The 20899-nt window shown below is 63.9% G+C and carries 21 protein-coding genes and 1 pseudogene; 9 read left to right on the top strand and 13 right to left on the bottom strand.

What is annotated here, in order from left to right; genetic code table 11:
- Positions 1 to 34: 34 nt before the first annotated feature.
- The 4 genes from ABIF91_RS03405 to ABIF91_RS03390 form a co-directional block, all read right to left on the bottom strand.
- On the bottom strand, positions 35 to 316 hold the full coding sequence (locus tag ABIF91_RS03405) for a hypothetical protein (RefSeq protein ID WP_035718118.1): 282 nt from the start codon (positions 314 to 316) through the stop codon (positions 35 to 37).
- 104 nt (positions 317 to 420) lie between these two features.
- Positions 421 to 1242, bottom strand: coding sequence for an enoyl-CoA hydratase (locus ABIF91_RS03400; protein ID WP_028179981.1), 822 nt, complete (start codon positions 1240 to 1242; stop codon positions 421 to 423).
- Between the two features lie 288 nt (positions 1243 to 1530).
- On the bottom strand, positions 1531 to 1902 hold the full coding sequence (locus ABIF91_RS03395) for a helix-turn-helix domain-containing protein (protein ID WP_028179980.1): 372 nt from the start codon (positions 1900 to 1902) through the stop codon (positions 1531 to 1533).
- Positions 1903 to 1931: 29 nt separating this feature from the next.
- Positions 1932 to 2981 (bottom strand): LysR family transcriptional regulator, encoded by a 1050-nt coding sequence (locus ABIF91_RS03390; protein WP_028179979.1) that lies wholly within the window; start codon positions 2979 to 2981, stop codon positions 1932 to 1934.
- Positions 2982 to 3464: 483 nt separating this feature from the next.
- Between ABIF91_RS03390 and ABIF91_RS03385 the strand changes: the two genes are divergently transcribed.
- The 5 genes and pseudogenes from ABIF91_RS03385 (at position 3465) to ABIF91_RS03365 (ending at position 7825) form a co-directional block, all read left to right on the top strand.
- The gene (locus ABIF91_RS03385) at positions 3465 to 3731 is read left to right on the top strand and encodes a hypothetical protein (RefSeq protein WP_028179978.1); all 267 of its coding nucleotides are present in this window, start codon (positions 3465 to 3467) and stop codon (positions 3729 to 3731) included.
- 206 nt (positions 3732 to 3937) lie between these two features.
- Positions 3938 to 4669, top strand: coding sequence for a cytochrome c biogenesis CcdA family protein (locus tag ABIF91_RS03380; protein WP_035718117.1), 732 nt, complete (start codon positions 3938 to 3940; stop codon positions 4667 to 4669).
- Between the two features lie 140 nt (positions 4670 to 4809).
- On the top strand, positions 4810 to 5082 hold the full coding sequence (locus tag ABIF91_RS03375) for a hypothetical protein (RefSeq protein WP_028179976.1): 273 nt from the start codon (positions 4810 to 4812) through the stop codon (positions 5080 to 5082).
- Between the two features lie 261 nt (positions 5083 to 5343).
- Positions 5344 to 6891: a peroxidase family protein gene (locus ABIF91_RS03370; protein ID WP_028179975.1), complete on the top strand. Its 1548-nt coding sequence runs from the start codon at positions 5344 to 5346 to the stop codon at positions 6889 to 6891.
- A gap of 160 nt (positions 6892 to 7051) precedes the next feature.
- Positions 7052 to 7825: pseudogene (locus ABIF91_RS03365) on the top strand (IS5 family transposase).
- A 9-nt stretch (positions 7826 to 7834) separates the two neighbouring features.
- On the opposite strand, the gene ABIF91_RS03360 reads toward ABIF91_RS03365, so the two are convergent.
- From ABIF91_RS03360 to ABIF91_RS03330, 7 genes are all read right to left on the bottom strand, one after another.
- On the bottom strand, positions 7835 to 8890 hold the full coding sequence (locus ABIF91_RS03360; protein ID WP_028177798.1) for an ABC transporter substrate-binding protein: 1056 nt from the start codon (positions 8888 to 8890) through the stop codon (positions 7835 to 7837).
- A gap of 4 nt (positions 8891 to 8894) precedes the next feature.
- Positions 8895 to 9227 (bottom strand): hypothetical protein, encoded by a 333-nt coding sequence (locus ABIF91_RS03355; RefSeq protein WP_028177799.1) that lies wholly within the window; start codon positions 9225 to 9227, stop codon positions 8895 to 8897.
- Complete coding sequence (locus tag ABIF91_RS03350; protein WP_028177800.1) at positions 9224 to 9982, bottom strand: ABC transporter ATP-binding protein; 759 nt, start codon at positions 9980 to 9982, stop codon at positions 9224 to 9226. The genes ABIF91_RS03355 and ABIF91_RS03350 overlap by 4 nt, the downstream gene beginning before the upstream one ends.
- Positions 9979 to 10785 carry an ABC transporter permease gene (locus tag ABIF91_RS03345; protein ID WP_080659888.1) on the bottom strand — a complete coding sequence of 269 codons (807 nt, stop codon included), beginning with the start codon at positions 10783 to 10785 and terminating at the stop codon, positions 9979 to 9981. The genes ABIF91_RS03350 and ABIF91_RS03345 overlap by 4 nt, the downstream gene beginning before the upstream one ends.
- On the bottom strand, positions 10782 to 11597 hold the full coding sequence (locus ABIF91_RS03340) for an ABC transporter permease (protein ID WP_424578757.1): 816 nt from the start codon (positions 11595 to 11597) through the stop codon (positions 10782 to 10784). The genes ABIF91_RS03345 and ABIF91_RS03340 overlap by 4 nt, the downstream gene beginning before the upstream one ends.
- Before the next feature lie 156 nt (positions 11598 to 11753).
- Complete coding sequence (locus ABIF91_RS03335; RefSeq protein WP_028177803.1) at positions 11754 to 12575, bottom strand: FadR/GntR family transcriptional regulator; 822 nt, start codon at positions 12573 to 12575, stop codon at positions 11754 to 11756.
- A 172-nt stretch (positions 12576 to 12747) separates the two neighbouring features.
- A complete protein-coding gene (locus ABIF91_RS03330; protein WP_051393887.1) occupies positions 12748 to 14205 on the bottom strand; it encodes a sensor histidine kinase in 1458 nt (485 codons plus the stop codon).
- A 379-nt stretch (positions 14206 to 14584) separates the two neighbouring features.
- On the opposite strand from ABIF91_RS03330, the gene ABIF91_RS03325 reads away from it, so the two are divergent.
- From ABIF91_RS03325 to ABIF91_RS03315, 3 genes are all read left to right on the top strand, one after another.
- Positions 14585 to 15583 (top strand): TRAP transporter substrate-binding protein, encoded by a 999-nt coding sequence (locus ABIF91_RS03325; RefSeq protein WP_028177805.1) that lies wholly within the window; start codon positions 14585 to 14587, stop codon positions 15581 to 15583.
- Between the two features lie 82 nt (positions 15584 to 15665).
- On the top strand, positions 15666 to 16181 hold the full coding sequence (locus tag ABIF91_RS03320) for a TRAP transporter small permease (RefSeq protein ID WP_028177806.1): 516 nt from the start codon (positions 15666 to 15668) through the stop codon (positions 16179 to 16181).
- Positions 16178 to 17497 (top strand): TRAP transporter large permease, encoded by a 1320-nt coding sequence (locus tag ABIF91_RS03315; RefSeq protein WP_028177807.1) that lies wholly within the window; start codon positions 16178 to 16180, stop codon positions 17495 to 17497. Before ABIF91_RS03320 ends, ABIF91_RS03315 begins: the two co-directional genes overlap by 4 nt.
- A gap of 64 nt (positions 17498 to 17561) precedes the next feature.
- Here ABIF91_RS03315 and ABIF91_RS03310 read toward each other — a convergent pair whose 3' ends face one another.
- Positions 17562 to 18836 carry a serine hydrolase domain-containing protein gene (locus ABIF91_RS03310; protein ID WP_028177808.1) on the bottom strand — a complete coding sequence of 425 codons (1275 nt, stop codon included), beginning with the start codon at positions 18834 to 18836 and terminating at the stop codon, positions 17562 to 17564.
- 164 nt (positions 18837 to 19000) lie between these two features.
- Here ABIF91_RS03310 and ABIF91_RS03305 point away from each other — a divergent pair, with 164 nt between their 5' ends.
- Positions 19001 to 19918: an intradiol ring-cleavage dioxygenase gene (locus ABIF91_RS03305; RefSeq protein ID WP_028177809.1), complete on the top strand. Its 918-nt coding sequence runs from the start codon at positions 19001 to 19003 to the stop codon at positions 19916 to 19918.
- Between the two features lie 24 nt (positions 19919 to 19942).
- On the opposite strand, the gene ABIF91_RS03300 is transcribed toward ABIF91_RS03305, so the two are convergent.
- A complete protein-coding gene (locus tag ABIF91_RS03300) occupies positions 19943 to 20833 on the bottom strand; it encodes a LysR family transcriptional regulator (RefSeq protein WP_424578756.1) in 891 nt (296 codons plus the stop codon).
- Between the last annotated feature and the right edge of the window lie 66 nt (positions 20834 to 20899).

The following is a 20899-nucleotide window of genomic DNA, read 5'->3' as shown; positions in this document are numbered from 1 at the left end:
CGAAAAGCGAAGGGGCCGCGGGGCCCCATCGTAATCACCAGCGGTGCCAGTGGCGGTGGCCCCAGCCCCACGGGCGTGGGCCATAGAAGCGCCGCGGGCCGCCATAGTAACCGTAAGCGCCGTAATAGTTCGGGCGCCACCAGCAGCGGCCCCAAGGGTTACACACCCACCGCACCTGATCAACGTCAGCGGCCGGTCCGCTTGCAATCTTGTCCGCCTGCGGGATGCCGTTCGGCATTGCTGCGAGGGTCGGTCCCGACGCGAAGGCCACTCCGCCCATGGCAGCCAGACCAAGAACAGCAGATTTCAGTGTCATCGTAGTCTCCCTCGTTGGTGGCGGGAGAACTTTCGCGACATCAAGTGGTTGCGGCTGTGTTGAGTTGCACGAAGAATTTAATCTACCTGAACGCGGGTTCAGCTTCAGCGACCCCGGAACTTCGGTTTGCGCTTCTCCATGAAGGCCTGCCGGCCCTCGCGGAAATCCTCCGAGTCCATGCAGGCGTTGCCGATCGCCTTGATCGCCGCCATGTCGCGCGCGCTTTCGTCCTTCAGCACCTGCGCGATGGTGATCTTGGCGGCCTTGATCGCGAGCGGGGCGTTCTGCGCGATCGTCTCGGCGATCGTCATGGTCTCGCCCCAGAGCTCGTCGACCGGGAGCAGGCGCTCGACGAGACCGATGCGCAGCGCCTCGGCGGAATCGATCCGCATGCCCGTGTACATCAGAAGCCGCGCCCAGGCCGGGCCGACCAGCGACACCAGATGCCGCAAGCCGTCATAGCCGTAGGCGATGCCGAGCTTGGCTGCGGGAATGCCAAACTGGCTGCCGTGCGAGGCGAGGCGGATGTCGGCGAGCATCGCGACCTGCATGCCGCCGCCAAGGCAATACCCGTCGATGCAGGCGATGGTCGGCTTGGGATAGTCGGCGAGCAGCGCGCGCTGGGCGGCGCTGCGCCTGGCGTACTCCTCCGACGCCGCTGCATTGTGCCTGACTTTCTCGAACTGGCTGATGTCGGCGCCCGAGACGAACGCCTTGCCCCCGGCGCCGCGCAGGATCACGACGCGCACGGTGTCGTCGTTGCGCAAGGCCGTCAGCGCATCGCCAAATCCCTCCCACATCTCCAGCGACATCGCGTTGCGCTTGTCGGGATTGTTGAAGGTGATCACGCCGACGCCACCGGCCGAGTGCTGGAGGATCTTGCCGTCGGCGTAAGGAGTTCCGGTCGTGCTGGAAATGTCGGGCATCGCGCGCTCGCTTGTCGGTGGCCGAGCGCAATGTGCGGCGTCGCCGCCGCCGCGGTCAACCGGCGCAGGGGAGGAGAGCTTGCATCCGCCTGTGCTGTGATTGCATGGCGCGCGAAGTTCGACGAATGGCGGTAAACCGCCAAGAAGAAAGGGCGTCAGACCGCCCCGAGACAGACCGCGCAAGCGCGCGGGCGCAGAGATATCTCGTCGGATCTCGTTCGATCCGGCCGCGCCCCCGTGACGCGGCGGATTGAACATCGGCCGTAAAGGCCAGATCGCCGATCGAGCTCAGCTCTCGTTCGCCGCGATCGATTCCATCAGCGAGACGAGCTGACGCTGCACCGTCTGGTCCTTGATCTTGCTGTAGGCGCGCAGCAGGCGGAGGCTGAAGGCGGAGTCGAGGAAGAGCAGGCTCTCGACTTCGCGGGCCTTGTTGTCGCCGTCGTAGAAGAAGGTCACGGGCACATCGAGGGCGGTGGCGATCTGCTGAAGCCGAGCCGCGCCGACGCGATTGACGCCCTTTTCGTATTTCTGGACCTGCTGGAAGCTGACACCCAGCTTCTCGCCGAGCTCGGCCTGCGAGATCTTCATCTCGACGCGCCGCAGACGGATCCGCTTGCCAAGCTCAATGTCCGGCTTGCCGGCACTGCGCTGCTTCATTCTTTTTGCCGCTGCTTTCATCTCTGTTCTCACCTTTGTTCTTCGGTTGAAAATCCCCCGAAGAGCTGGGTCAGGGGTTCGCCCATATACGAGTCCTTGAATTCATGCGGGTGCACGAACTCTTCCTTAAACCACGGGAAGCGAGCCGGATTGAAAGCGTCGATCAGCCAGTCAATCATGTGCCGCACGCGCGGAATACGGCCGCTACCAGGATGGTAGGACAGCCAGATATCCAGCGGCCGGTTCAGCTCGACCTCCAGTGGAATCAACTTCCCGCCAAGCGCAATGGCATAGCTCGGGAATACGCCTATGCCGGCGCCATTCGCGACCGCCCAGTAATTGGCGCTCGAGACATTGGTCTTCATGACCAGGAGGTCGCGTTCCGAAACGCCGGGGAAGAAGCTCTCGAATGTCTCCTTGGCGGCAAGCTGGTCGGCGAATTGCAGCACCAGGCGGTGCTTGATCAATTCCGCCGCCGAGCGCGGCGCGCCATGCTTTGCGATGTATTTCTCGGAGGCCCAGAACATCAGATGCATGCGGCCGAGCCGCACCAGCTTGACGTCGAGCGCAGAGGGACGCGACAGATGGATGGCGACGTCGGCCTCGTGGCGGGAGACGTCGGCCGAGCGCATCGCGCAATGCAGGTCGACCAGGATCTTCGGATAGGCCTGCTGGAATTCGACCAGCCGCGGGGCGAGCCAGAACGTTCCGAGGCCTTCGGTGACGGCGACGCGGACCTCGCCGGACAGGACGTTGGCGGTCGAATCGCTGGTCCGCAGCACGTCGAAAGCCGCGGCCTCCATGCGCTCGACGGCGGAGACCACCATCGCACCTTCGTCGGTCAGGTGGGTGCCGTGAACGTCGCGGGTGAACAGGGTGGTGCCGGTCTGACGCTCGAAATCATCGATCCGGCGGCGGACAGCGTTGATCGACAGCGACAGGCGTTCGGCTGCCGAGCGGAAACTTCCGCATCGGACGACTTCCAGGAAAATGCGGGCCGCATCCCAATCGGAGAGGCCGCTGATATTTGTCTTTGGGCGTTCTTCCAGCGGAACGCCCCTTTCCGCCAAGGAGTGCATACAATTCCCTTTAGGTAGCTAAACTGGCAGAATCTGACGCAAACCACAATCACGACGGGTTGGGGAATGACGAGTTTTGAACGTCATCCTTATCAACTTGTAGGCGGTATTGGGGTGCTGTCTTGGGGTGGGATTGGGCAGGCTATCGCCCGGCTAAGGGGAATGTGGCGTGAGTTCCGTTGCGAGCCGTGAAGTGGCTGCGGGATGGCCGGCGCTGTCCGTGATGGAAATTCATGCGCGAAGGCAGATGCCGTCTCACGCGATGGATCGATCGCATCGCGCAAGACGTTTGCTCCCGGACCAGTTCGGCGATCGCCAATGCTGCTGCGGGGTGACTGCGGCCGGAACCACGGTCTCACGGCAGAAACACGCTGAAATCAGGTTCGGAGGCGCAGTAGCCTCGTGCTATCTTTGGCCGTCCATGCGGGCCAAAGGGGGCGCCACAAATACGTCTCGCAGGCCGAATTAACGGAAAGAACGCAAGTGTCGCATTCAGACGAACAGTTGCAGTCGGTGCTGGGAACGCTCGAGGAGTGCCGCAGGGCTCTCAACGAGTGCAACAACCGTGAGTCGGCCGAGATGCTGTCCATTGTCATCCTCGACGTGCGGATGAAGCTGAAAGGAATTGACAGTGCCGATCTCAAGGCGCTGTGCGACGAAATGCTGCGGAGCGCTGCGAGCGAGCCGCCGACCCCTTCCAAGCAGACGCAGGACCAGCCCCGGCGTCCGCTGCTCCGCGTGGTGAAGTAGCCGCGCCGCCGAATCTCGCTTTTTGGCGAGATTTGTGCGCGTCCCGGTGCCGCATCTGTGATCACGGATGGCATCGGGAGGAGCCTTGGTTTTCGTGCGCCTCTGTTGCGCATTCTCAGCCATCGGCTACACCAGAGCCGGTTCGGCTCCGGTCGGGCGCATTCCTTGCGCGCCGTACCGGTGCCTGAGATGGCTTCGACTGCATCATGCAAAATGTTTCGATCCCGGCGGCGCTGATTGCCGGCCTCGTCAGTTTCCTCTCGCCTTGCGTCCTGCCTCTGGTTCCGCCCTATCTGGTCTACCTGACGGGCGCCACGATCGAGCATGTCGAAAGCGATGAGCCGGTCGCGGCCTCCAAGCGCGCGATCATGATGTCGGCGCTTCTGTTCGTGCTCGGCTTTTCCACGGTGTTCGTGGCGCTCGGGGCCAGCGCTTCGCTGGTCGGCGGGCTGATCCGCGCCTGGTCGGCGGAGCTGTCGATTCTCGCCGGCATCGTCATCATCATCATGGGCCTGCATTTCCTCGGCCTGACGCGCATCGGCCTGCTGATGCGCGAGGGACGGCTGCCGATCCCCAAACCGGTCGGCCTCTGGGGCGCCTATATCATGGGCCTCGCTTTCGCCTTCGGCTGGACGCCCTGTATCGGCCCGATCCTCGCCGCGATCCTCTCGATCGCCGCGGCCGAAGCCACGGTGACGAGGGGCGCCGGCCTGCTTGCGGTCTATTCCGCGGGCCTCGGCATTCCCTTCCTGATCGCCGCGCTGATGATCGAACAGTTCTCCGCGCTGTTCGCGCGCATGAAGGGCCACCTCGTCAATGTCGAGCGCGCCATGGGCGTCTTGATGGTGATCACCGGTATCGGCTTTCTCACCGGCGCGGTCTCGAATGTGAGCATCTGGCTGCTCGAGACGTTTCCGGCGCTGCAGACGATCGGTTAGGGCGCGGAGACCGGGTTCTCACGGACAAAAAAGTAGAGGAACCTTTGAAATCCGTCAGGCATGCTGTCGCGGAACGACGATGCCAAACCTTTCCAGTCCCGAGGCGTTGCATCGGGGACAACTCGCATGGTGGAGATCACGTGACCAAGACACTGCGCATAGAGCCCTTGTCGGACAACGCTGCTTTGGTTGCCTGGCAATTCTTGGGGCAGCCGTTGCAGGAGTGGCCGAGCTGGGTTCAGTCGAATTGCTCGCTGCAGAAGGATGTCGATGGAAAATTCGAGCTTCGGCACGAGCGGCGCAGCGGCACCCAGATCGTCTATCTCGGCGAGTGGCTGGTGAGAGATCTCGATGGGGGCGTGGACTTCTACACGGACGCCGAGATCTGGTCGCGGTTCGCAGCCAAACGCTGACGCGTGAAGAAGATTGAGCGGGGCTCGTCGATCGCGCCTTAGTCTTTCCTGCTCGAGCTCCAGGCAATCAAAAGCCTGTGTCGTTGGTGGGGCAAAAAGCCTCGCCGGTAGGACTCACCGACAGAATGCAATCTGTAGTAATATTTCGTTGTACTGCACCCTGAGGGGCAATTCTTCAGAACATATACTAAAACGAGAATTTTAGACCAAGCGACATCTTCGGCGCCCCTCTCCCTTAAGCATTCTGAGCAGGAGCAAGCGATGGGAACCGACGTGAATGTTCATCCCGGTCATGGCAAGGCCGGACGTCAACCGACGCGACAATTTCTTGATACGCTTTCCGGACACGACGATCCGGGCATGTTTGGCCGGATGTTTCCGGCACTGGAGCCGCTGGCTGTCGACGACGGTCCGCTGCATGAGCTCGCCGACGCGATGAAGGATCCCGCTCCCGGCGATGCCGCGGGAAACAATCTCAACGTCCCGGCCGGCTTCACCTATCTCGGGCAATTCATCGACCATGATATCACGCTCGATCTGACCTCCTTCGGCGAGAAGGAAGCCGATCCGATGGCGGTCACCAATTTTCGCACGCCCGCACTCGATCTCGACAGCATCTATGGTCTTGGTCCCGATGGAAGCCGCCATCTGTACGCGCGCAATTCGGCGAGCGACAACGGCAAGACACCGGGCCCCAAGCTGCTGATCGGCAAGACCGTCAACGTCGACGCCATCACCGGCGATCATCGCAACGACCTGCCGCGCAATCCCGAGGGGTTTGCGCTAATCGGCGATCACCGCAACGACGAGAACCTGCTCGTCGCGCAAACCCATCTCGCGATGCTGAAGTTTCACAACAAGGTCTGCGATCAGCTCGCAGCGTCGGGCAAGCCGGCGGGCGAGATCTTCGAGGAAGCGCGCCGCATCGTGACCTGGCACTACCAATGGATGGTCCTGCACGATTTCGTGGAGCGGATCACCGAGAAGGGCATCGTCGCAAAGATCCTTGAGCAGGGTCGGCGCTTCTATCGCTTCAAGAAGATTCCCTACATGCCTGTCGAGTTTTCAGGGGCGGTCTATCGTCTCGGTCACAGCATGGTTCGCCAGGTCTATAGCCACAACAGGATCTTCACGCCCGGCCCGGGCGGTATTCCTGCAACTCTCGATTTGCTGTTCAGGTTCACCGGGCTTTCGGGAGGAATCATCGGAGACCTCGCACCCAATCCGATTCAGCCGCCGCTCCCGCTTCCGGTGCTTTCGAGCAACTGGATCATCGACTGGCGGCGCTTCTTTCAAGTGCTGCCGAACAATCCTGCGGGCGTGACGCTCAATCTGTCGCGCAAGATCGACCCGTTCATCGTGCCGCAACTCCACACCCTGCCCGGTGACGGCGGCAGCCTGCCGTTCCGCAACCTCAAGCGCGGCGTGTTGCTGGGATTGCCATCAGGGCAGGACGTCGCCAAGGCCATGAAGATCAAGAATCCGCTGACGCCGGAAGAAATCTCGAAGGGGAGCGACGGCGCCGTGGCGAAAAAGCATGGCCTGCACCAGCATACCCCGCTCTGGTACTACATCCTCAAGGAGGCGGAGCAGCGGGGCGGCGGTGAGAAGCTCGGGCCGGTCGGCGCGACCCTGCTTGCCGAGGTCTTCGTCGGCCTCGTCCATGGCGACCACCAGTCGTATCTTTGGGTCAAGGGCAAAAGCTGGAAACCGACGCTTCCATCGCAAGTGCAGGGCGAATTCACGATGGCCGATCTCTTGCGTTTCGTCGGGGATATCAGCCCGATCGACGGCATTACCACGGTGTGAACCAGACGCCCGGCGATCGCCGATCGCATAAATGAAATTGGCCTGGAGACAGTCCCGGCATTGCGATCAGTCAGGCCGGCGCGCATCGCGCGCCGGCCTCGACGTGTGCAGCAGGCTTAGGGTCTGTACCTAAATAGCGCCACGTGATTCTCTTGCCTACGTGTTGATTCGGGGGCGAGAGAATGCGCGCTGGTTTGTTTTGGCTGAACGACAGGCAATGTGAACCGCATCTGCCGAGGGGACTGACGGGGCCGGATCGGGACGACGACCGACGCATCGTCAGCGGCATCATTCACATGCTGCAATCGGGTGCACGATGGCGTGATTGTCCACGTGAATACGGCCCTTACACGACGATCTACAATCGCTTCAATCGCTGGGCCAAGCGAGGACGATGGTGCGCAATCTTCGAAGCGCTGGCCAAGCCTGGCGAAGACGGCGTCGTACTGTCGCTCGACTCGACCTCGATTAAAGCTCACCGGTGTGCCTCCGGCGGAAAAGGGGGGAGCACAATCAAGCAATCGGCCGCTCGCGCGGAGGCCGCACGACAAAAATCCATGCGCTGAGCGATCCGCTCTGCCGGCCGGTCGTCCTGCATCTGACTCCAGGCCAGGATGCCGATATCGCTGCGGCTCCCGATGTCCTGGCGCTCGCGCCACCCATGAGCGTGCTCCTCGCCGACAAAGGGTATGATGGCGACAAGCTTCGCGGCGAAATCATTCGTCGTGGCGCCAAGCCCGTAATCCCCAATAAATCTAACCGTGTCGTCATCCATCGCTTCAACAAACGCGCCTACAAAGGACGAAATGTCATCGAACGCTGCTTTTGCAGGCTCAAGGACTTCCGGCGCATCGCCACGCGATATGACAAGCTCGCCCGTAATTTTTTGGCCGCTGTGCATCTCGCCGCTCTCGTCGCATATTGGCTCAATTGAGTCTGGACCCTAGGGCTTGAACACGTAGCCCGGCGTGATCGCCGCCGTCTCCGGGATCGGCGGCAGGTCGGCGAACAGCTCGGGACGATCCTTCATGACCTTGAGAATGTGCTTCGGCTCGATATGCGCATTGACGTCGAAGGTCGATTTGAGGATGCCGAGCCGGGAGAGCCGGTCCTCGGCGCTCCACAGCGCGCGGTAGTTGTTCGCCGACAGCCGGCGATCCGCCTGCTGGATGTTGAACTGCATCGCGGTCTCGGCGACGTCCTGCTTGAGCCCCGGAATCCAGCGTGTGGCGACTTGCGCCGCCAGCTTCGGGTTCTTGCGCATCCATTGGTCGGCCTCGGAGACGGCCGCGAGGAATTTCTCGATGGTCTCGCCATTGGCCTGCACCCAGGGGCGAAGCGCGACATTGAAGCCGATATAGGAGATCACGTCGCCGCCGCGGATGATCTCGACCGCGCCCGGCACATCCTTGCCGGCGACGATCGGCCAGGGGTCCCAGCCCGAGAACGCATCAATGCCCTTGGCCAGCAGGGCGACGGTCATGTCCGGCGGCGGCGTGTTGACCAGCGTCACGTCGTCGGGCTTCAGCCCGGCCTTCTCCAGCGTCGCCAGGATGTAGAGATGGTTGATCGTGCCGAAGGACGCCGCGATCTTCTTGCCCTTCAGCGTCGACAGGTCGCCCTTGACGATGCCCGAACCTTCGCGCGCGATGATCGCCATCGTCGCGTCGGAGCCGGCCTTGGTGGCGTTGCCGCTGTAATTGCCGAGCGCGACGAGGTCCATGCCGCGCAGCACGGCGCCGATCATGGGCACGCCGACCTGTACGATCTCGCTCTCGCCGGCCTGCAGCGCGTTGAGCGCGTCGACGCCGGTCGCGTAGGGGCGTGCGATCGTGACGTCGAGCCCGTACTTCTCGAAGAAGCCGCGCTCGAGCGCGATCGGCAGGCCGATCTGGTCGATGCCGGTGACCATGCCGGCCTTCACTTTCGTCAAGGTCTGGGCGCTCGCCGGCACCATGCCGGCTAGAAGCGCGATCGCAAGCAGCAAGAGTCGTTTCATGTCCTCAGCCTCCCTCTTTTATCGGCCCCACCGCCGTCACCCAGTAAGGCCGGGCGACGGCGTTGAGGTCCGTTCTTTTGACACCGCGAAGTTCGATCGAGTGCTCGTCCGTGCCCGAGACGCGTCCGTATTGCTGGAACGCGAGCACGTGGAAGCGCTCCGGCATGAACGGCAGCTCGATCTGCGCGTTGACCTTTTCCGATGTTCCGGTGAGCTCCGGTGAAATCTTTCCCGGCGCGGCGATCGTCAGCCAGAGCTGAAACAGCGCCCATGCGGCGATCGTGCCGAGCACGATGCGGCCCTTGGGCGAGCGCAGGACCTCGGAGGCGATGCTCATGCTGCGCGCACCATCTGCAGCACGCGCGCCGAGAGCTGCTTGAAGCGGTCGTCCTTGACGAGGTCGTCCCAGACCCGGGGCCGCGGCAGGTCGACCGCGATCTCGTCGAGCACGCGTCCCTTCGACAGCACGACCACGCGGTTGGCGAGAAACACCGCTTCCGCCACGTCGTGGGTGATGAAGATCACGGTCGGCTTGCGCTCCTGCCAGATGCGGGTCAGTTCCTCCTGGAGCGTCATGCGCGTCTGCGCGTCGACGCTGGCGAAGGGCTCGTCCATCAGCAGGACGTCGGGGTTGTTGGCGAGTGCGCGCACCACGCCGACCCGCTGCTGCATGCCGCCGGAGAGCTCGTTGGGATAGCGGTGCGCCGCGTGCGAGAGCCCGGCGAGCGCCAAATATTCGCGCGCGATGCGGTCGCGCTCGGCCTTCGGCACGCCGCGCATCTTCGGGCCGAAGCCGACATTGTCGAGCACAGTCTTCCAGGGAAACAGCGCGAATGACTGGAACACGACGCCACGCTCGGGGCCGGGCCCGTGCACCGGCTTGCCGTCGAGCAGGATGTCGCCCTTCGAATAGGGAATGAAGCCCGCGATCATGTTCAGGATCGTCGTCTTGCCGCAGCCGGAGGGGCCGACCACCGAGATGAATTCGCCGGGCTCGACGTCGAGCGAGACGTCGTGGACGGCGGTGACATGCGCGCCCGCATAGGGATCGAAATAGGTCTTGCCGAGATTGCGCAGCGAGAGCGTCTTCATGATGTCACCAATCCCCAACGCTGGCCGGTCGCGCGCTCGAGCGGCGCGAGGATCCAGGCGTCCACGATGTACCAGAGCAATCCGAGAATGATCATGCCGAGCAGGATCTCGACGGTCGAGCCGGCGCGGCGGGCGTCGAACATCATGAAGCCGATGCCCGAGGTGCCGACGATCATCTCGACCGCGATCAGCGCGCGCCAGCCATAGCCGAGCCCGTTGCGCAGGCCCGTGATGATGTTGGGCAGCGCGCCCGGCAGCGTCACCTCCCACAAGACGCGCGCGCGCGAGGCCCCGAGGCTCAAGGCGGCGCGCGAGAGGTCGCGCGGCACGGATTCGACGCCGAGCACGGTGTTGAGCACGACCGGGAACAGCACGGTGTAGACGATGACGAAGGTCATCGTCGTCAATCCGAAGCCGAACCAGATCAGGAGGATCGGCAGCCAGGCGATGTCGCCGATGGCCTGGAAGAACAACAGCACCGGCCAGCAGATGCGGTGCGCCCAGCGGCTGGTGCCGATCAGGACCCCCAAGGGAATGCCGAGCGCCATGCCGACCGCGGCGCCGGTCGCGAGCCGGATCAGGCTGTCCTGGAGATAGTCGGGCAGGATGCCCTTGTAGGTGAGGGTGAAGAACGCGCGCATGACGTCGGCCGGGCCCGGAAAGAACGCGCGCGGAAACAAGCCGGCCTCGCTCACCGCCGTCCACAGCGCCAGCACCGGGATGAAGGGAATGATCGCGGCGAGCCCCGGCCAGCGCCGGGTCAGGCGCGTATAGCCGGCCCAGATTTGCAGCATCAGATTCATGCGCGCCTCACCATGCCCCAGCGTTCGATGGTCGCGCGTTCCAGCGGGACCAGCAGCAGACGGTCGATCAGAAGCCAGAGAACGCCGATCACGATCATGCCGAACACGATCACCTCGGTGCGGTAGAAGTCGCGCGCGACGAACAGCATGTAGCCCAGCCCGACATTGGTCGCGATCATCTCGGCGGCGATCAGCCCGCGCCAGGCGAAGCCAAGGCCGGTCCGAATGCCGGTGACGATGTTGGGGAGCGCGCCCGGCAGCAGCACTTCGGTCAGCAGCGCCCAGCGGCCGGCGCCGAGCGAGGCGGCGGCATTGCGCAGCGTGTGTGGGATGGTCCTGACGCCGAGCAGGGTGTTGTAGGCGACGACGAAGAACACGGCGTTGAAAATCACGAAGACGATCGCGCCGAAGCCGTAGCCGAACCACAGCGTCGCGATCGGGATCCAGGCAATGCCGGCGAGCACGGAGAAGAAGCGGAACAGCGGCGTCAGGAAGGCCGCAACCGTCGGGCTGACGCCCATGGCGATGCCGAGCGGCACGGCGGTTGCGATCCCGATCAGCGTGCCCAGGCCGACACGCAGGAGGCTCGCGCCGACATGGGCCAACAACGTGCCGTCGCGGATCGAGTCCAGCGCGGCCGCGCCGACCGCACCGACCGAGGGAAACACGCGCGGATTGACGTTGAACAGCGGCACGACGATGGCCCAGATCGCGACCAGCGCAAGCAGCGGCGCGACGAACATCGCGGCGCCCGCCAGCGAATTGACGCTGCGCATCAGCCGCGACGATCGCCCCTTCAGACTGCCCGTCACCTGCATTTGACCTCCCTGCGCTCAGCTATGCCTGTGCCGGCATTTCACGCTGATCTTCCTGCCATCGTAACCACGTCTCGCGCGATGGCATATCTCCGTCGGTGTGCGAGCCTTACGATTCCCGGCGGAGCGAGGATCTGGGCTGAGCCCTTCGCGTCACGGTCCATGGCGTTTTCTCTTGTTCTTGAGGTTCGTTTTCTTGGGCGAGCGCACGGCCGATCCGACCGTTTTACGGGTCGCCGCGGCGATGGCCGTCTTCCGGTTCGAAAGCTTCAATCGGGTGTAGCCCAGCAGGCGTTCCATCGCGGCGCGCGCCTTCTCCGGGTTGCCGCTCTCGATGGCTCGCGCCGCCGCCACGTGGTTCGGCAGGTTATCCCTGAACCAGCCGCCGGTGCTGACGACGGCGACGGTGAAGACGGTGCTCAGGATGGTATCGATCGCGCCGCGAAAGCCCTGGAGGACCGGGTTGTGGGTCGCGTCCAGAATGGCGAGATGGAATGCCTTGTCAGCGGCGAGGGCGCTGGCCTGGTCCTTTGCACTCTGCATCGCGGCCAAGGCCGTGTCGATCCGCCAGCGGTCGTTCCGGGTGGCGCGTTCTGCGGCGAGAGCTGCGGCTGCAGGCTCGATGATCGAGCGCACCTCCTGGATCGCCAGCAGGAGGTCGCGGTCGGGCTCGTCCTGGCCGACGAGCCAGCTCAGCACGTCGCGGTCGAGCAGGCTCCATTCGTGGCGCGGCAGCACCTGCGTGCCGTGGCGCGGTCGCACGCTGACGAGGCCCTTGGCGGCAAGCGTCTTGATGGCCTCGCGTACCACGCCGCGCCCGACGCCGAAACGGGTTTCGAGCTCCGGCTCCGGCGGCAGGGTCGTCCCGACGGGAATGAGATCCTGGGCGATCTCGCGGCCGAGCGTCGTCAGCACGGCGCGAATGCGGCCGGGCTTGACCAGCTTGTCGACGGGGCTCGGGCGCGCTCTTGCCACTCGTACGTTTCTCCCGTCCGGCCTGTCGCGGCCGGTTCATTTGTCGTTGGCTGCCACGCCCGGCAGCTTCACAATCATCCGATGTTTAACATCGGATGATTGGGTGCGGGCAAGCGCAATTGTCGCAGCATGACCGTGCTGCGTTGCGATATGCGCTGGGGGAGGCCGTGGATCAGGGCGCCTCGTCCAGCGTGCAGATCACCGTGCAGACCACGCCGCGCGGCAGGAAGTCGACGGTTGCCTCACCGTCGAGCTGGTCGCGCGCGCTGCGCTCGATCAGGCGCGAGCCGAAGCCGCGTTGCACCGGTGCCGTCACCGGCGGCCCGCCGGTCTCGGTCCATATCAACCGCAGTCGCGGCTTCGGCGCATCAGCGATGACTTCCCAGTCCAGCGTCACCCGGCCGGTCTCGTTGGACAGCGCGCCGTATTTCGCGGCGTTGGTGGCGATCTCGTGCACGATCATCGACAGCACCACGGCGAGCCGCGGCGACAGCGGCACGGCCGGGCCGGCCATGCGGATGCGGTCGTGATTGCTCAGCAGGAACGGCTGGAGCGCGCGGGCGATCACGTCCCGGAGCTCCGATCCCGCCCATTTCTCCTGGCTCAGGAGATTATGCGCCTCGGCCAGCGCGCCGAGCCGTCCCTCGAACTTGGTCCGCTCGTCCCGGCTGGCGCTGCGGAAGGTCTGCACCGCGATCGCCTGCATCAGGGCCAGCGTGTTCTTGACGCGATGGTTGAGCTCCTCGATCAGGAGATTGTGCAGCATCTCGCCGCGTGCGATCGTGGTCGCCATCCTGACTGCAAAGGTGAGGCCGACCAGCAGCAGGATGCCGCCGATCAGGCTGGTGATCGCGATGTCGCGCCAGAGCGGCGCGACCAGCGAGCTCTCGCTGACGCCGGCCACGACCGTCCAGCCGGTCAGCTGCGATCTGGTGAAGGCGGAGGACAGCGCGACGCCGTCGAGCGAAACGGTCGAAAGCGCGGCCTCCGGTGTGTGGGACATCGCATCGTAGAGTGCGCCGGAAGCCTGCTTGCCGAACGTCTCGGCAGGGTTGGGTGTACGCGCGAACACGCGAGCCTTGGTATCCAGCAGCGACACCGTCCATTGATCGTTTGGCCGCTGCTGCTCGACCAGTTTCTGGAATATCGCGATCGGCGGACTGAAGGAGAGCGCATAGGCCACTTCGCCATTGCGAAGCACGGGAACTTCCACGGTCACGATCGGCCGTTTCTCGGTCGAACCGACGAACAGGTCGGAATATTGCGGCGCCTTGCTTGCAAACACCCGCTCGACGATCTCTCGATTGTTGCGCGGCGGCAGGCTCGCTGCTTCCGTCGTCACGGTCGAAAACAGCTGCTGGCCGGATCTGTCGGCCAGCAGCAGGACGCTGTCGCCGCCATACTGGCTCGTGAATTCGACCGCCAGCCGGCGGAAGCCGTCGAAATCGCCGCTTTGCAGGGAATCGCCGAGCGCGAGCACCTGCAAGCCGCCCGTCATCCGCTGCACCTCGGAGTCGAGCACGAGGCGCATGCTTCGCACGGTCTCCAGCACCCGGCGCGTTGCCTCGCTGCGATCCTGGCGATAGTTGGAATAGGCGAGGCCGACGGCAAAGACGATCAGCGGCAACATCGTTCCCGCGACCAGGAGGGCGAGCCGGACCGGCAGGGTAAGCTTTGACAAGCGTGGGCGTCCCGGTTCCAGCGCAGCGGCGCCGGATCATGATTTTGGGAGGACCATAAGGGCAGTACTTGCCCGGTGCCACGATTTTCGCGTCCGGAGCGATCCCGCGAAAGACGCTGTGACGCAGTCTGGAGTGGCGTCAGACCATCGCGATCGCGGCAGTGCAGCAGGCGGCACCGGCGGAGCTCCGCGACGAAGAGGACGTCCAGCCCAAGCGAAATAACTTCCGTCCCGCCGTAGTTTTTCATACGCTCCATGAATGCAAGCCGCATAGCGGCTGCGCTCACGCCCCGGCGACAGGGGCGGAGCCTCAAAGGGAGGGGAGACGATGAAGCGAAGGTCATTTCTCGCTGGTATCGGTGCGACCACTGCGGCGGCTACGCTCGGCATGCCGTCGATCCTCAGGGCGCAAGCCCCGGTCACGCTGAACGGCGCGGTCCAGTTCAATGACGACCATGCCTTCAACCGGGCACTGATCCGGTTCGAGGAACTGGTGAAGAAATACTACGGCAAGGCGGTCAACTTCACCCTGCACAAAAACTCCTCGCTCGGCCTCGAGAAGCAGTATTTCGAGTACATGTCGCAGGGCAAGGCTGTCGATTACGGCATCGTCTCGCCGGCTCACATGTCGACCTTCGCCAAGGCGGCCCCGTTCATCGATGCGCCCTTCGTGTTCAAGGGCATCGAGCACATGAACAAGGTCGTCGAAGCCAACATCCTGGCGCCGGTCGCCGACGAGGTTGCGGCGAAGGCCGACGTCGTTCTGATCGGTTATGCCGGCGGCGGCATCCGCAACATCTTCGCCAACAAGCCGCTCAAGAACCTCGCCGACCTCAAGGGACTCAAGGTCCGCGTGCAGGGCGCGCCGATCTGGTCGAAGACGTTTGCGGCCGTCGGCATGAGCCCGACCGTGATCGCCTACAACGAAATCTACAACGCGATCCAGAACGGCGTGATCTCGGCCGGCGAGAACGAGGCGGCCGGCGTCGAGGCGATGAAGTTCTACGAGGTGGCCCCGCATCTCAACCTGACCCAGCACGCCGTCTCGATCCGGCCGATCTGCTTCTCGGTGAAGACGCTGAAGACCTTGCCGAAGGATCTGCAGGACGCGATCATGAAGGCCGGCAAGGAGGCCGGCGACTACGGTCGCCAGCTGGAGTCGAGCGAAGAGGTCGTCAAGCTCGACACGCTCGAAAAGGCCGGCAAGCTCAAGCGCGTTCCGTTCGAGGAGCGGGACGCCATGAAGAAGCTCGCCGATCCCGTGATGGCCACCTACGCCAAGGAGATTGGCGCGGAAGGCATCTTCGAGAAGATCAACGTCGTCTGAGGTCGCTCTGTCCGCCGGCGATCGTCCGGGCAGGCCCCGCTTCCTGCCCGGACCTGGCGGATGAGCGCCGTACGGAGCCCCAATGTCCGACATGCCCGTCCCGTCCACACCGTCGCTGTGGCGTCGCCTCACCGCGGCCTATGCGAAATTGCTGGAATTCCTGCTGGCCGCCTGCGTCGGCATCCTCGTTATTCCGGTCACGCTGCAAATCGTCTCACGCTACACGCCGTTCATTCCGTCCTACATCTGGACCGAGGAAATGGCGCGCTTCCTGTTCATCTGGACGATCATGATCGGTGCCATGGTGGGAATCCGGGAGGCGCAGCATTTCGAGGTCGACGTGTGGCCCGACCTGTCGCGGCGGTCGGAGGCCGCGGTGCGGATCCTCGCACGGCTCGGCGTGCTGGCGCTGGCGCTGGTGTTCGTAACCGCCGGCATCGAGTTCACCCGTTTTGCCTGGAGCAGGACGTCGGAATTGGCCGATCTGCCGCTCTGGCTGATCCACGTCGCCTGGCCGGTGGCCGGTCTGACGTGGATCGTCTTTGCGGGTGAACAGATCATCGATGAAATGCGCGTTCTGGTCGGGGCACAGAGATGAGCGGCACCGTACTTTCTGCCGGACAGGCTGCGATGGTGCTGTTCGGGGTCTTCATCGGCCTGCTTATCGCGCGCGTGCCGGTCGCTTTCGCGCTCGGCCTTGCCTGCGTGCCGATCCTGCTGATCGAGCCGCGCCTGTCGCTGATGACGCTCGCGCAGGAGACCTTCAATGCGTACAATTCATTCATCCTGCTCGCGGTGCCGTTCTTCCTGCTGACGGCGAACCTGATGAGCATCGGCGGCATCACTGATCGCCTCGTGACGCTGTCGCGCTCGATGGTCGGGCACTGGCCGGGATCCCTGGCGCAGATCAACGTCGTGCTGTCGGTATTCTTTGCCGGTATCTCGGGCTCCTCCACCGCCGATGCGGCGAGCCAGTCCAAGATCTTCATCGATGCGCAGAACAAGGAGGGCTACGACCTTTCGTTCTCCATCGCCATCACCGCGGTGTCGGCGGTGCTTGCAGTCATCATTCCGCCGTCGATCCTGATGATCGTGTGGGGTGGGCTGATCTCGACCTCGATTGCGGCGATGTATCTGGCCGGCATCGTGCCGGGCCTGCTGATCGCTGGCGCGCAGATGGTGACGGTGCACATCTATGCCGTGCGCCGGGGCTACCCCACCTATCCGAAATCGACCTGGGTCGAGATGGGATCCGCTATCTGGCGGTCGATACCGGCGCTGATGACGCCGTTCATCGTCGTCGGCGGCATTCTGCTCGGCTGGTTCACGGCGACCGAGTCCGCCTGCGTCGCGGTGCTCTATTCCGTCGCGCTCTCGACATTCTTCTACCGCGAGACGGGGCCACGCGAATTGTACAAGGCCTTGCTCGACACCGGGCGCCTTGCCGGCGTGGCGCTGTTTTGTGTCGGCACCGCAAGTGCGTTCGGCTGGCTGCTCGCCTATTACAAGATCCCGCAAGAGCTGCTGGCCAATGTCTCGACCTGGGGCATGGGCGCTGTTGCGGCCGGCTTCTTCATTTCCTTCTGCTTTCTGGTCGTGGGCTGCTTCCTCGACGCCATCCCGGCGATCATCATCGTCGGCACCGTGCTGGAGCCGCTTGCCAAGTCCGTCGATCTCCATCCGGTCCAGTTCGCGATCATCTCCATCGTATCGCTGGCCTTCGGGCTGGTGACGCCACCCTACGGCCTCTGTCTGATGATCGCCTGCTCGATCGCGGGTGTGCGGCTGCGCTACGCCCTGAAGGACACCGTGATCATGCTGATACCGATGCTGCTCGTGCTTGCGGCGGTCATCGTCTGGCCCAGCGTGTCGCTGTTCCTGCCGCGTCTGATCGTGCCGGAGATGCTGAAATGAGCGTCGGCAAATGAGCTTCTGAGTGCGATCCCGCGGCGGACGGCCGCGGGATCGATTTGACCGGTTACAGATTGCTCTCGGTGATGGCCGCGTAGACCATGCTGCGCAGCTCGCGGCGGATCGGATAGGCGCTCGACGGCAGCACCTGCGTCATGAAGATCGTGATCAGCTCCTCGGCCGGATCGATCCAGAACGAGGTCGTGGCCGCGCCGCCCCAATTGTATTCGCCAGGGCTGCCGGCGATCAGCGTCTCGGCCGGGCGCATGGTGACGGCGAAGCCGAGGCCGAAGCCGATGCCGTTATAGGTGGCTTCGGAGAACAGCGAGCGCGACACCTCCGGCAGCGCGCGTCCGCCCGGGATGTGGTTCGTCGTCATCAGCGCCAGCGTCTTCGGCCCGATCAGCCTGACACCGCCGAGCTCACCACCGTTGAGCAGGGCGCGACAGAAGGTGAGATAGTCGGCGACCGTCGAGCACAGCCCGCCGCCGCCGGAGATGAAGGAGGGCGATGACAGGAACGAGCTCGTCGTCGGATCGTCCTGCAGCGTGAGGCCCTCGCGGCGTTGTCCGGCATGAAAGGTCATGCCGCCGCCGGGGTCCGCGGAGTAGCAGGCGGCGAAGCGATGCGCCTTCGAGGCCGGCACGTGGAAATCGGTGTCGGTCATGCCGAGCGGATCGAGAATCCGCTGCTTGAGAAACTGCTCGAAAGGCATCCCCGAGATCTTGCCGACGAGGTAGCCGATCACGTCGGTTGAGACGGAGTAGTTCCAAGATTCGCCCGGCGAGAATTCCAGCGGGATCTTTGCCAATCCCTCGATCATGGTCTGGAGCGTGCCTGACTTCTCGACCTCGCCGATCTTCTCGCTGCGATAGGCGGCATCGACATTGGAGCGCTGCTGGAAGCCGTAGGTCAGGCCGGAGGTGTGGCGCAGCAGGTCGACGATCAGCATCGGCCGCGACGGCGGCCGGGTCAGGAAGGCCGGGTAGGTGCCGGCCACGAATACGCCGAGATCCTTCCATTCCGGAATGTACTTGGCGACGGGCTCGTCGATCGCAACGAGGCCTTCCTCGACCAGCATCATGAAGGCGACGCTGGTGAGCGGCTTGGTCATGGAATAGATGCGGTAGATGGTGTCGTCCTTCACCGGCGCCTTGCGTTCGACGTCGGCAAAGCCCTGCACCGAGCTGTGAGCGATCTTGCCGCGGCGATAGACCAGGAGCTGCGTGCCGGGGAAACGGCCGGCATCGATGTACCGGTTCTTCAGATGGGCATCGACGCGGTCGAGCGCGGCCTGGGACATGCCGACGGATTCGGGCGAAGCGGGGGTGGGGGCGAGCATCAGTTCCTCCGGGGCGTTTTGTCGGAAAGTTGATACCGAAATGGCGGCCCCATTCCAAGTCGGTTGCGCTTAACGCGGCCGGGCCGACTGGTGTAGGCTCGGCGGCGGAACGCCTCCAGGGAGCCCGCCCGGGCCAACGAGAAAAACGCGAGGGCAGACGCATCATGACCCAGTTCAACGAGACCGAACTCACCGAAGCCGTCGTTCGGAGCTTCGACCAGACGCCTGATACGCGGGCAAAATTCCTGCTGCAGGAATTGGTGAAGTCGCTGCACGATTACGTGAGCAAGACCGGCCTGACCTTCGAGGAATGGGAATACGCCATCGATTTCCTGACCCGGACGGGGCAGAAATGCACCGACACGCGCCAGGAGTTCATCCTGTTGTCCGACGTGCTCGGCGTCTCCATGCTGGTCGACGCCGTCAACCACCGCGACCGCGAGGGCGCCACAGAGACCACGGTGCTCGGTCCGTTCTATGTCGGCGAGCACAAGGTGACCGCGCACGGCACCGACATCTCGCCGCACAATCTCACCGGCGAGAAGATGTTCGTGCAGAGCCGCGTCACCGATCTCAAGGGCAAGCCACTCGCGAACGTTCCTGTGGACGTCTGGCATGCCGACGATGACGGCTTCTACGATTCCCAGAAGCCGAACTATGACGAGATCGGCGCCTCGGCGCGGGCGCGTTTCATCACGGACAGCGACGGCCGCTTCTTCTTCCGGACTATTTTGCCGTGCAGCTACCCGATCCCGACCGATGGCCCGGTCGGCGAGATGATCGTTCAGACCAATCGCCACCCGATGCGCCCGGCGCATGTGCACTTCCTGGTCAATGCGAAGGGCTATGAGCCGCTGATCACCCACGTCTTCATCGGGGGCGACAAGTATCTGGACTCGGACGTGGTGTTCGGCGTCAAGGACGATCTCATCGCCAAGGTCGAGCCGCGCAACGATGCTGCGATGCCCGACGGCACCAAGGCGGCCGGACCGTGGCACCTGATGAGCTACGAATTCCTCCTCAAGCCGGGCGGCGGCATGGCGCCGAAGCCGCTGGGGACGAAGGCGGCTGAGCCGGCCTGAGGCTCCATATCGCCGGATGTGCGGTCATCCCCGGATGTAGGCTGCCAGCTCGTCCGGGGTTCCCTTCGGAAAGGCGTCCTTGAGATGATCGAGGAAGGCGGAGACGCGCGCACTGAGCAATCGCCGCGAGGGATAGAGCGTCCAGAGGGCGATGTCGGGTCCTTCGACGTCGCCCCAGCGCACCAGTGTGCCTTCTGCCAAATCGTGACTGACGAGCGACAGGGGTAGCCGTGCAGCGCCGACGCCGGCTCTCACGGCATCGCGAACCATCATCAGGGATGACAGCCGAAGCACGGGATCGACCGCGATGCGCGATGGCCCGCTTGACCGCCTGATGTCCCAGATCGCAGCCGCGTCATCGCCGCGCACGATGGCCGGAGCGGCGAGGTTTCCTTTCGGGCGTTTCAGGGTGGGGCTGGCCACAACGAGCATTCGGTCGCGCAAGAAGATGCGGCCGACGAGGCTTTCATCTGGATCTGGATTGACCCGGATCACGAGGTCAAAACCCTCCTCGATCATATCGACTTGGCGGTCATCCGTGGTGACCTCGAGCCGGACCTGCGGATGCCGAAGGGCGAAGCCGGCCGCGAGCCGGCCCATCGCGGTTTGCGAAAAGAGCAGGGGTGCGTTGATCCGCAACCTGCCCCTCGGCTTGTCTCCGCCGGAGGCGATCGCGGCCGCCGTCTCGTCGAGCTCGGTGAGGAGCGCGCCCGTCCGTTCGTAGAGCGCTCGACCTTCCTCGGTGAGCTTGAGACTCCGTCCGCCGCGCTCGAACAGACGCAGATCGAGACTGCTCTCGAGGTCGGACACGCGCCGCGACAAGGTCGCTTTCGGCCGTCCCGCGGCGCGTGCGGCCTTTCCGAACCCTCCGTGGCGGGCGACGAGATTGAAGTCGGCGAGGGCAAGCAAATCCATCTGTTCCACCCATGAGACGGTCTGTCCAGATATAGCGTCTATCGGTTCACATGTGGATCACTAATT

The sequence above is a fragment of the Bradyrhizobium sp. USDA 241 genome (assembly GCF_049739505.1).
GTDB classification, from domain to species: Bacteria; Pseudomonadota; Alphaproteobacteria; order Rhizobiales; family Xanthobacteraceae; genus Bradyrhizobium; species Bradyrhizobium liaoningense.
The sequence above is the reverse complement of the archived record's forward strand: the minus strand, read 5'-3'. Positions and strand labels throughout refer to the sequence as shown.

Bases quoted from the DNA above. Each gene is read 5' to 3' on its own strand.
- ABIF91_RS03405 (WP_035718118.1), bottom strand. From the start codon at position 316: ATGACACTGAAATCTGCTGTTCTTGGTCTGGCTGCCATGGGCGGAGTG.
- ABIF91_RS03400 (WP_028179981.1), bottom strand. From the start codon at position 1,242: ATGCCCGACATTTCCAGCACGACCGGAACTCCTTACGCCGACGGCAAG.
- ABIF91_RS03395 (WP_028179980.1), bottom strand. From the start codon at position 1,902: ATGAAGCAGCGCAGTGCCGGCAAGCCGGACATTGAGCTTGGCAAGCGG.
- ABIF91_RS03390 (WP_028179979.1), bottom strand. From the start codon at position 2,981: ATGCACTCCTTGGCGGAAAGGGGCGTTCCGCTGGAAGAACGCCCAAAG.
- ABIF91_RS03380 (WP_035718117.1), top strand. From the start codon at position 3,938: ATGCAAAATGTTTCGATCCCGGCGGCGCTGATTGCCGGCCTCGTCAGT.
- ABIF91_RS03370 (WP_028179975.1), top strand. From the start codon at position 5,344: ATGGGAACCGACGTGAATGTTCATCCCGGTCATGGCAAGGCCGGACGT.
- ABIF91_RS03360 (WP_028177798.1), bottom strand. From the start codon at position 8,890: ATGAAACGACTCTTGCTGCTTGCGATCGCGCTTCTAGCCGGCATGGTG.
- ABIF91_RS03355 (WP_028177799.1), bottom strand. From the start codon at position 9,227: ATGAGCATCGCCTCCGAGGTCCTGCGCTCGCCCAAGGGCCGCATCGTG.
- ABIF91_RS03350 (WP_028177800.1), bottom strand. From the start codon at position 9,982: ATGAAGACGCTCTCGCTGCGCAATCTCGGCAAGACCTATTTCGATCCC.
- ABIF91_RS03345 (WP_080659888.1), bottom strand. From the start codon at position 10,785: ATGAATCTGATGCTGCAAATCTGGGCCGGCTATACGCGCCTGACCCGG.
- ABIF91_RS03330 (WP_051393887.1), bottom strand. From the start codon at position 14,205: ATGTTGCCGCTGATCGTCTTTGCCGTCGGCCTCGCCTATTCCAACTAT.
- ABIF91_RS03325 (WP_028177805.1), top strand. From the start codon at position 14,585: ATGAAGCGAAGGTCATTTCTCGCTGGTATCGGTGCGACCACTGCGGCG.
- ABIF91_RS03320 (WP_028177806.1), top strand. From the start codon at position 15,666: ATGTCCGACATGCCCGTCCCGTCCACACCGTCGCTGTGGCGTCGCCTC.
- ABIF91_RS03315 (WP_028177807.1), top strand. From the start codon at position 16,178: ATGAGCGGCACCGTACTTTCTGCCGGACAGGCTGCGATGGTGCTGTTC.
- ABIF91_RS03310 (WP_028177808.1), bottom strand. From the start codon at position 18,836: ATGCTCGCCCCCACCCCCGCTTCGCCCGAATCCGTCGGCATGTCCCAG.
- ABIF91_RS03305 (WP_028177809.1), top strand. From the start codon at position 19,001: ATGACCCAGTTCAACGAGACCGAACTCACCGAAGCCGTCGTTCGGAGC.
- ABIF91_RS03300 (WP_424578756.1), bottom strand. From the start codon at position 20,833: ATGGATTTGCTTGCCCTCGCCGACTTCAATCTCGTCGCCCGCCACGGA.